The organism is Gordonia alkanivorans NBRC 16433, from assembly GCF_000225505.1.
Lineage (GTDB): Bacteria > Actinomycetota > Actinomycetes > Mycobacteriales > Mycobacteriaceae > Gordonia > Gordonia alkanivorans.
In genome coordinates this window covers 1-9940 of the sequence record NZ_BACI01000065.1, presented here as the reverse complement: position 1 = coordinate 9940, position 9940 = coordinate 1, and the positions used below count along the sequence as shown (strand labels likewise).

Here is a 9940-nt window from a genome sequence, read left to right as displayed (position 1 = left end):
CTGAACGGAAGAGCACGACGAAGTGCTCTTCTCCGAGACTTCCGGACACCACCTCGTAGTCCTCGGTGGTGACACCGACGAACTGAATCCTGCTTCCGTACCAATCCGACCAGAAGTACGGCACCGTGACGTACGGCTGGGATAACCCGGGCGTCACTGCATTTCGCGCAGCTCGAGCTCCTTGCTCTGCCGCCGCCATAAAATGCTCGATGCGCATCCGCCGCTCGAACAGCGGGTTGTGCCACAATGCCACGTCCCCGGCCGCATACACGTTCGGAACGCTGGTTCTCAGGTGCTCGTCACAGACGACACCGTTGTCCAACTCCAGGCCGCTGTCGACCAACCAGCCGGTCGCCGGCCGTGATCCGACACCGACGACCACCAGATCTGCAGGGATTCGACGTCCGTCACTGAGGACGACCGCTTCGACATGGCCTGCACCCTCGAACCCCACAACGCCAGTGCCGCACAGCAACTCGGTGCCGAACTTCGCATGGAGGGAGGACAGCGAAGCACCCATGTCGGCGCCGACGGCGCGGACCAGCGGCACCTCGGCTGCCTCCACGATGGAGACGGTCAATCCGCGCTTGCGCGCTGCCGACGCCACTTCGGCGCCGATGAATCCGCCGCCGATGGCGACGACGTCACCGCCACGATCCAGTGCCGACCGAACGGCACGGGAGTCTTCGAGCGTGCGCACGACGTGTACGCCGTCAAGGTTCTCGGCACCGGGAATCATGATCGGTGACGATCCCGTCGCGATCACCATCGACGAGTAGTTGTACTCGCCGTGGTTGGTCACCACGACCTGTCGGATCGTCTCCAGGCGGATGGCCGTCTCACCAAGAGCGAGAGTGATGTCGAGGTCACGCAACGACTCGTCCGACGACAGGTAAATCGGTTCCGTGTCACCCTCCGGTTCGAGGAATTCCTTGGAGAGCGATGGGCGATCGTACGGCAGATGAATCTCGTCACCGACGAGGGTGATTGCGCCCGCGAACCCTTCGGAGCGCGCCGCTTCGGCGGCACGAACACCGGCCAATGACGCACCGACGATGACGAGATGTTCCAAGTCGTTCACGGCGGTCAGGACGCCTGCTTGCTCAGTGCCGCCGTCGGACAACCCGCGATGGCGGAGTCGATCTCGGCTTCGAGTCCCTCGGGAATCACCTCGCCGTTGATCAACTGCAGCTTGCCGTCGTCGCCGACCTCGAATGTGTCGGGAGACAGTGCCTCACAGATTCCGATTCCGGTGCACTTCTGCCAGTCCACTAGGATCTTCACTTGTCGCTCCTTCCTCTGGGAGGGCTGCGCTCCCATCGATGCATGTCGGTGTCAATGACGACGCCGGAGTTCGGAGAGCGTCTCCGATGGCTACCCACCCTGAACTCGCGTACAGAAACTCTATCGTTGTGCAGCACGCTTTTCCTTGCTCGGCGACCGACTTTTACGACGCCGAAACACAGGATTTACGAAGCTGCGTCGTGCGCTTCAATGTCGAGCCGGCCGCGCACCCAACGGACGACCAGATCGGCAGTGGGGGCCAGGACGCTGTCGTCGTACGTGGCATTCGCCGAATGGTTGGAGGGACTCGTCGCAGGGTCGCCCGTGGACGCGCCGACGAGCAGGAACACACCCGGAACCTGTCGCAGGATCCACGAGAAGTCCTCGGCGATCGCCAGCGGTTCGTCGAGCTCGCCCACAGCATCGCCGACGATCGCCCGCAGTTTCTCGAGTTCACCCCCCGACGTGACCGTGGGGACGGTGTCCTTGCGGACGTTGACCTTCACCGTCACGCCGTGACTGGTCGCCACACCTTCCGCACCGGTACGGGCCAGCTCTTCGACTTCATCGATGGTCGACTCCGAGAACCCACGGATCACCCCGCGTAGCTCCGCCCTCTCGGGAATGATGTTGCGGGCGACGCCCGCCGACACGGTCCCGTATGTCAGCACGGCGCGTTCACGCGGGTCCACCCGCATCGACATCATTGCGGCGGAGTTGGTCACGAACGCCGCGGCCGCAGACAGCGGGTCGCGGGCCAAGTGAGGAGCCGAACCGTGCCCTCCACGGCCATGGAAGTCGACATCGATGAGTGTCGACCCCGCCAGCACTGCGCCGCCGCGCGACACGACCTCACCGCACTTCAAGTGGTGTGCAAGAACGTGGAATCCCAGCGCGGCGACCGGACGGGTACCGAGAACGTCGAGCAATCCTTCATTCAGAGCCAGTTCGGCGCCGCCGTGCCCTTCTTCACCGGGTTGGAAGAAGAAGATCACGTCGCCGGCCAGTTCTTCGCGACGTTTCTGCACTTCGAGGGCGGCGTGCAGGACGATGGCCATGTGGCAGTCGTGCCCACAGGCATGCATGGCGCCGTTCGTCGCCGCCCAGGGAAGACCTGTCTCCTCTTCCACCGGCAAGGCGTCCATGTCGGAACGCACCAGTACGACGGGCCGCGCTGCACCGTTGACCGAGCCTGGGCCGCGCACGATCGCGATGACCGAGGTCAGCCCGCTTCCCAGTCGGCACTCGATCCCGGCGGCTTCGAGACGTTCCCGGAGGTAGCGCTGGGTCCACGGCAGATCGAGCCCGACTTCTGGATGCTCGTGCAGTTCGTGTCGGGTTGCGATGATCGAAGTCATCGAGAGATCACCTCCAGTAGGTGTTGGTCGAGAGTCACTGACATGCCGTCCGGACTCTCGAGAACGACGGCTGAAAGACGGCCACCACGGATGGCGACAGGCGAGAGAGCGACGTCAGCTTCGCCCACGGAGGCCGGGTCCTCCGCACCGGACGCCACTGTTTGAATGTCGACGAGTCGGTAGCCGCCTGCGGGCGATGCACCCGGGAACGCCTGTCCGGCAGGGCGCACCAGTCCGAACGGCCGGTCGCCCGAGCCGATCACTTCCTCGACCCCGTATAGGTCGACTGCGACGCCGTCCCGGCGAAGGTGCTGATGCGAGAGTGCGGCCGACCGCTCCGTGACCTGCACCACCCACGCGGTGAGCGGAATGCTGTGTTCGAGCCCGTAGGCCACGAGCCGGCCGAAAGGATTGGCTGCTGCGGACGATGCGTCGACAACGGTGACGAGTTCCAGGTAACTTCCGTCCAGCGGAATAATGCGGTTTTCGGTCCCCGCGCCTTCGTGTCGTCCTCCACCTATCGTCTCGAGTCCATAGAGCGTGCGGAAACTCTCCACTCCTGCATCAAGTTCTGGAACGGAAATCACGATATGGTCGATGCACGCAGGCAGCATGTTCTGCAAACTCCGGGTCAATGGTGAGGGGTGGTTTGTCGGATGGCCAACGGAAAGACGGACGCTGATCTCGACTCCGCGTCGTCCGCTCCGATTCTGAAGATCGGGCACATCGCCCAGATGCTCGGGGTGTCGGCAGCCCGGCTGCGTCTGTGGGAGGACGAGGGACTGATCACTCCCACCCGAACCGAGTCGGGTCAAAGGCGTTACTCGATGCGGGATCTCAGGCACTTGGAGCGGGTTCGACGCCTACTCGACAGTGGAGAGGTGACGTTCGCCGGCGTCCGTGCTTCGCTCGGCAGCACCGGTACCGAGGATTCGGAGGACGAACCCGTCGAGAAGGACGGAACCAGCCAACCGGATGTCGGGGCACGAGCGAAACTCCTACGGCAGCGATCGGGGTTGAGCTTGAGGGACGTGGCGGGACGGATCGACATGAGCCCGTCTGCACTGAGCGCCTTCGAGCGAGGTAACACGAGCCCGAACATCGGCCGGCTCACCCAGATCGCCCATGCGATCGGTGTGACCACCAACGAATTGTTGGGTGTGGCGCCGGAGAACGAACAGATCGTCGTGAGGCGCAACCGACGCAAGAAGATCGTCGATTCGTCCGGTGTCGTCATCGAGAACCTCTATCTCTCCACGACCGCTCTTCAATCACAGATGGTGACCGTGAAGCCTGACTGCGGCAGTGGGCACCCGATGACCCACGACGGGGAGGAGTTTCTCACCGTCGTCGAGGGCTCACTCGAAGTCGTCCTGGATGCCACGGAGATCTACGTACTCAACGCTGGGGACTCGATGAATTTCGAGAGCACGCGGCCACATTCGTATCGCAACCCGGGAACCACCGACGCTCGGGTCGTATGGGTGAACACGCCACCGACGTTCTGAAACGCCGGAGGCGTGTCCAGTTGTCTCAGTCCAGAATTGCCACAGCACGGATCGGCGATCCGGTGCCTCCGAGGATGTTCAACGGAAGTCCGAAGAACTCGAACCGCTTGTTGACCACCTGGCCGAGATTGGCCAGGTGCTCGGTATTGACGATGCCGTACTTCTTACACACCATGTGACCGGGGAACGAGTTGTCCAGGCTGTTGTCGATGGCGTTGCAGTCGGTGCCGAGGTTCACCACACCCTTCTCGGCGAGGTATTCGGCACCGCTCCAATCGAATCCGGGGTTCTCGTCGATGTACTTGGGTTGCGGGAACCACCGGTCGCCGTAGTCGAACCACGCAAGGACGATGTCGCCCGGGCGGATCTGCTCGCCGGCCTCGGCGAGCTTGGCTTCGGCGATCTTCACGTCGTCGATGCTGGCATAGCCTTGTTGCTCCGGATCGGGTGACTGGAACTGCACGTGCGACAGGTCGATGCATACTGCGGACCCGTAGTAGTACGTCAGCGGGATCGCGTCGAGCGTCTTGCCGTCCGGGTCGTACTCGAACGTCGCGTCGGTGTGGGTGCCGGCGTGCTCGCTGATCAGCAGATCACGTGCATGGAACCCGTCGTGTGTTCCGAATTTCTCCTTGAACTCCTCATGTGTCTGGTGGACGACGATCTTGGTCTCCTGATGGCCGAACCACATAGGCATGCCCTCGTAGATGGGGCGGGTCAGGTCGACGATCGTCCGGCGTCCGTCCAGGAGGTGTGCGCCGAGCGTCGGCACCTGGAGTTCCGAATCAGCGATTGGGATTGCAGTCATGAGTTCTCCCCTTTCGGAGAGAACTCTCCGAACGTTTGATTGAAGAAGACGAGGCCCGACTCGTCCCTGGTGTGCGTGGTGGCCGACAACACATCTGCCACCACCAGCACGTGATCGAGAACCTCGACCTCGAGCACCGACTTACACTCCAGGTTGTAGATCGCGCCTTCGATCGCCGGCACACCCAGCAGCGGGCCGAGTCCGGAAACCGATGCGTCCGGAAGGAATTTAGGTTGGCCGGGAGCCGCCTGCCGAGCAGCCAGATCTGCTGACTCCGCGGACAGGACCGCCACGCCGAACTCACCGAGTTCCGCGATGGACTGTGCCGTGGCCGTGGACTGCTTGATCGAGAAGGCGATCCGGGCAGGATCAGCTGAGAACGACGACAACGAACTGAGCGTCACTCCCCAAGGACGATCGTCGACCACGGAGGTCACGATCACCACTCCACTCGCCAGCATCCTCATCGACTGTGCGAAGTCAGCCGCGGGGATGGGGGCGATACTCGAAGATGCTCGGGTCCGGAAGCGCGGTAACGACTCCATCACGGTCTCAACACTGGTCATCAGGAGATCCCGACGTAATCGCGAACGCGTCGCGCCGCGTCGCTGCGATCGGTCTTGGAGTAGACGAGGTGGCGCACGAATGCCGGCGGCGTGGCATTCACGTTTTCGAAGAGCCCGACACGACCTGCGTGGGCACCGGCAACCAGATCCCAGACGAAGTTGAAGAACGTGTTCTTCTCGCGAGCCGTGACACCCGTGCCGGGGAAGAAGGCTTCCATTCGCGGACCGAATTCAGGGTGATCCCAGACCTTCTCGGGCCACCGCGCGATGAGGGCCTGGCCGCAGAGATCACGGATCTGGTACGTGATCTTCGGGTAGTTCTCGATCGAGTAGAGGCGGCCGGCTGTCGTGAGTTCCGGATTCGGAACATGAAGGCCGTTCCATTCCACCGATTCCGAGATTGTCGCGAGCGAGTACGCCTTCAGAGTCTGTGCGTAGAGCGTGATGTCGGCGACTGCTGCCTGAACGCCCGGGATCTTGTTCGTTCCGAGAATCTCCGTGATGACCTGTGCCACACCGGTGAACATCTCGGCACGGAATGCGAGGCGGGTCATGATGGACCACAGCGAGTAGACGCAGCTCTCGTAGTACAGGTCCAGCAGACCCAGGTTGTACTTACTGAACACGTACTCCCGCGGAACGAACACGTTGTCGAAGATGATGGTCTGGTCGAGTTCTTCGCCCGCGTGATCGAGCGGGTGGTCGTTGCGCGGGGTGTTCATGCGTGCGGTGGGCTCACGCAGAACCAGTGAGAGTCCCGGCGAGTTCATTGGGATCGCGGCCCAGATGGCGGCTTCGGGACCGACACCCTCGCCCAGCGTCGTCGACAGGGTGAAGAAGTGCGCGAGGGACCCGATGCTACCCGCAACCTTGGCACCCGAGATCACGATGCCGTCCGACCGGTCTTCGACGATCCGCAACTGCGACGGGCGCTCGTTGCGCGGGACGTTGCGATCCGACTGCGGGTCGGCGATCAGATCCGTGCTCAGCAGGTTGTAGTCACCCGACAGTTTGACGAAGTTCCGGATGTTCTCGGCGAACTCGGGGTTCTCCGCCTCGATGCGGTCGATGGTGGACAGGAAGCCCAGGGCCATCATCGGGCCATAGTCGTTGGGGCGACCGTACATTCCCATCGTTCGCTGAGTGATGAATCGTGTTGCCTCACGCTTGGCGAAGAGGTGCTCCCGGGTCGTGGGGACCTGCCAGCCGATCGCGCGCCGGCCACCGTCCTCGGCGATGTACGTCAACGTGTCCTGGTGCTCCGGATCGAACTGTGCGTCCTGGATGCTCGCCAAGGTCTCGACAGCGCGAAGGTCGGGGTGCGTGGTGACATCGGTGATCTCTTCACCCTGCGAGGAGATGATCCGTCGGCCGTCCAGCAGGGAAGCCTTGTACTGGGCACCGGTCATCAGGTGTCCACCCGTGCTGTCCAGCTGGTTGGTCACCTTGTCGATACGCAGCCGCTGCGGGTCGAATGCGGCCGAGTCCGGAATCGAGATGGTCATTGTGAACCTTTCGTAAATCTTGTTGTCGTCAGCCGCGGATGACCGCGATGGCTTCTGCTTCGATGAGGAATCCGTCGTACATGAGGCCCGCGACGCGCACACCGGTGCCGGCCGGGCCTTCTTCGGGGAGGAATTGCATTCGGACGCGAGTCATCTTCTCCCAGTTGGCCTGCACTTCGTCACCGGCGCCGTCGAAGCAGTAGTAGGTGTTGACCTTCACCACGTCGTCCCAGGTAGCGCCGGCCTCGGCCAGCACATTCGTCAACGACTGGAACACATTTCGGGTCTGGGTCTCGATGTCACCCTCGCCGACGACGTTCCCGTGCTCGTCAGAGGAGAGCTGCCCGCCAGTAAAGACAAGGTTTCCCACCCGCCATCCCTGCGAGAACGGCGTCTTGATGTGGTGTGTCCACGTGCTGTTCATCAGTCGCTGACGGTCGGTGCCATCACCGACGGCGACCTCAAGACCCAGATCCGACATTGCTAGTTCCTCTCTTTTTCAGACTGTTTCAGGCCTGGCCGGCAGCACTCGGCTGCAGCGAGCCCGAATTGTTCTCGATGTTCGGTCGGCTACCGCCAGACCACCGGACCAAGCCCAGGTAGAGCACCAAGCTGACCACCGAACCCACGGCCCAGGTCAGGTCGACACCATCGAGCGCCTTTGCGATCGGCCCGACGTAGAACGTCACACTGAACGGCAGCTCCACGATGAATGTGACGACGTACGCGACGACGGCCGGAACGTTGAACTTGCCGTAGCCACTGGTGCTGTCGACGAACGCCTCGGGGTCGTAGTCGCCCTTCTTGATGACGTAGTAGTCGACGAGATTGATGACGCTCCAGGGGATCAGGAGCATCGACAGGAAGTGAATGAACCCGTAGTAGGAGTCGAGGAAGTTCGATGCGGCATACCCGGCCACCACAGTCGCGAGAATCGCCACGACGACGGCGACGGCATTCCTGGCCCGTGCCTGGGGGATCCAGTTCGGCTTGAAGGTCTGGAAGATTGTCAACACCGTGAGGGACGGTCCGTACAGATTGATCACGGCAGCGTCGATCGCACCCAGGAACAACATGATCAGGACGAAGACCTTGAACGGACCCGGCAGCATGCTGACGAGACTTTCGACCGTTCCTTCGCCCACAACGGTCACCAACAGCGCACCCAAGATCATCACCGGCACTGCACCGAGAACGGTTCCGAGGTAGGTGAACCAGAACGCGGGCCGACTCGGAGTCGTCGAAGGGAGGTACCGCGAGTAATCCGAAACGTAAGGGGCATAGGCGATCTGCCAGATGGCAGCGGTAGAGATCATGCCCATGAAGCCGATCCCGTTGAAGCCAAGGTCGGTCTGCGCGATACCCAGGTCAGAGCCGTTCGCGATGAGCGAGATGGCCAGAATCACCACCGCTGCGCCGAACAGGACCAACAGTACCTTGTTCGCGCGGTGGATCAGATCGTGCCCGACCACCACAACGACCAGCGTGATGGCGGCACAGAAGATCAGACCGCCCACCCCGTCGATGAAGGGGAATAGGAGCGCGATGGTATCTCGCGCGAGGATCAGGATAGAGGCAAGGAACCCGAAGTACACGAAGATGACCGCGCCCAACACGAGCAGCGCACCGTACATACCGAACTGCGCACGCGCCTGAATCATCTGCGGGACACCGAGTTTAGAGCCCTGGACCGAGTGCAGAGCCATGAGCACGGCGCCGAGCAGGTTACCGATCAGAATCGCGACCACGCACCATAGCGCGCTGAGTCCATAGACCGTGACGCCCAGGACACCAGTGACCAGCGTCAGTGGCATCACGTTGACCCCGAACCAGATCGGGAACAGATCGCGAACCTTGCCTCTTCGGCGCTCCTCGGGCACCGGTTGGATGGTGAGTTCCTCCACCAAGGATGGGTTCTCGGTTGTCATCGACATTCCTATCTCTGCGTCACTCCATGGCCCCTTTGCCTTGCGTACGGAAACCATACTGGTGTGCAGGAGGGTTATGCGCGTCGGAAACAGAGACTTGACCTGCGTTAACCTGAACGAAACTTTCTGCAACTTGACACCAACGTGCACTTCATCGTGGTTTTTCGACCTCGGAGTAGACAAACGACCGCGCGCACATTCGTATGGCTTTCTTGTGTTCGTTCGGTAGTTACGTGCGAGAATGCGCAATCAGTGCGAGAGCGCCGCCGCTGCGTGTCGGGCGATGGCTCGACTCCGACAGTGCGTGAGCATCTTCTCGGTTCGGCACCCGTGCCGAACCGGGCACCAGATGCCCCGACGCACCACTGAGCGCTTGGAGCGCAACGTGCTCGCCTTGCGCCGCCGCCGCAAGCGCGGTGCGGTCGTGCTGGCTGCCGAGCTCGGGATGCACGCCTCGACAGTGGGCCGGATCTCGGCACGCCATCAAATGCCGCACTTGAGCGCGATCGACCCGATCACCGGTGAGGTGGTGCGCTCCTCGCGCCGCGACCCCACCGCTATGAACACCGCACTCCCGGATCGATGGTCCACGTCGACGTCAAAAGGCTCGGCCGCATCCCCACCGGCGGCGGGTGGCGCCTGCACGGCCGTCACGCGGCGATCTCAGTTGCCAACCGGCACAAGACAACCAAGATCGGCTATGACTACGTGCACACCGCGATCGACGATCGCACTCAGCTGGCCTACAGCGAAGTACTGCCCGACGAGAAAGACCTCACGAGTGCAGGATTCTTGCACCGTGCGATGAGGTGTTCACCGGCCACGACGTGCGGGGCACGGCGGCTACTGACTGACAACGCCCCGGTCCACCGGCGCGGCACCAACTGGGGTTGGGTGTGCACGGCCTGGGGACTGCGGCGCAGGTTCATCAAACCCGGCTGCCCGTGGACCAACGGAAAAGCAGAACGCTTCAACCGGACCCT

At 62.3% G+C, this 9940-nt stretch carries 10 protein-coding genes and 1 pseudogene; 2 read left to right on the top strand and 9 right to left on the bottom strand.

From position 1 onward, the window contains the following. The 4 genes from GOALK_RS12305 to GOALK_RS23075 all read right to left on the bottom strand — a co-directional run. Positions 1-1081: NAD(P)/FAD-dependent oxidoreductase (locus tag GOALK_RS12305; protein ID WP_050918704.1), on the bottom strand; the 1081-nt coding region annotated here is incomplete at its 3' end. A gap of 5 nt (positions 1082-1086) precedes the next feature. Next, positions 1087-1284 carry a ferredoxin gene (locus GOALK_RS12300; protein WP_006359148.1) on the bottom strand — a complete coding sequence of 66 codons (198 nt, stop codon included), beginning with the start codon at positions 1282-1284 and terminating at the stop codon, positions 1087-1089. A gap of 185 nt (positions 1285-1469) precedes the next feature. Continuing rightward, positions 1470-2642: a M20 metallopeptidase family protein gene (locus GOALK_RS12295; protein ID WP_006359147.1), complete on the bottom strand. Its 1173-nt coding sequence runs from the start codon at positions 2640-2642 to the stop codon at positions 1470-1472. After that, entirely contained in the window at positions 2639-3256 is a 618-nt protein-coding gene (locus tag GOALK_RS23075) for a VOC family protein (RefSeq protein ID WP_006359146.1), read from the bottom strand. The genes GOALK_RS12295 and GOALK_RS23075 overlap by 4 nt, the downstream gene beginning before the upstream one ends. Before the next feature lie 42 nt (positions 3257-3298). Here GOALK_RS23075 and GOALK_RS12285 point away from each other — a divergent pair, with 42 nt between their 5' ends. After that, complete coding sequence (locus tag GOALK_RS12285) at positions 3299-4150, top strand: MerR family transcriptional regulator (protein WP_006359145.1); 852 nt, start codon at positions 3299-3301, stop codon at positions 4148-4150. Between the two features lie 25 nt (positions 4151-4175). Here GOALK_RS12285 and GOALK_RS12280 read toward each other — a convergent pair whose 3' ends face one another. From GOALK_RS12280 to GOALK_RS12260, 5 genes are all read right to left on the bottom strand, one after another. Beyond that, on the bottom strand, positions 4176-4958 hold the full coding sequence (locus tag GOALK_RS12280) for a cyclase family protein (protein WP_006359144.1): 783 nt from the start codon (positions 4956-4958) through the stop codon (positions 4176-4178). Continuing rightward, complete coding sequence (locus GOALK_RS12275; RefSeq protein ID WP_006359143.1) at positions 4955-5419, bottom strand: flavin reductase family protein; 465 nt, start codon at positions 5417-5419, stop codon at positions 4955-4957. Before GOALK_RS12275 ends, GOALK_RS12280 begins: the two co-directional genes overlap by 4 nt. Positions 5420-5523: 104 nt before the next feature. Continuing rightward, positions 5524-7029 (bottom strand): 4-hydroxyphenylacetate 3-hydroxylase N-terminal domain-containing protein, encoded by a 1506-nt coding sequence (locus GOALK_RS12270; RefSeq protein ID WP_006359142.1) that lies wholly within the window; start codon positions 7027-7029, stop codon positions 5524-5526. Positions 7030-7057: 28 nt separating this feature from the next. Beyond that, positions 7058-7510 carry a RidA family protein gene (locus tag GOALK_RS12265; protein WP_006359141.1) on the bottom strand — a complete coding sequence of 151 codons (453 nt, stop codon included), beginning with the start codon at positions 7508-7510 and terminating at the stop codon, positions 7058-7060. A 28-nt stretch (positions 7511-7538) separates the two neighbouring features. Then, positions 7539-8957 carry a purine-cytosine permease family protein gene (locus tag GOALK_RS12260; protein ID WP_006359140.1) on the bottom strand — a complete coding sequence of 473 codons (1419 nt, stop codon included), beginning with the start codon at positions 8955-8957 and terminating at the stop codon, positions 7539-7541. 582 nt (positions 8958-9539) lie between these two features. On the opposite strand from GOALK_RS12260, the pseudogene GOALK_RS23895 reads away from it, so the two are divergent. Further along, positions 9540-9940: pseudogene (locus GOALK_RS23895) on the top strand (IS481 family transposase); the annotation flags it as partial.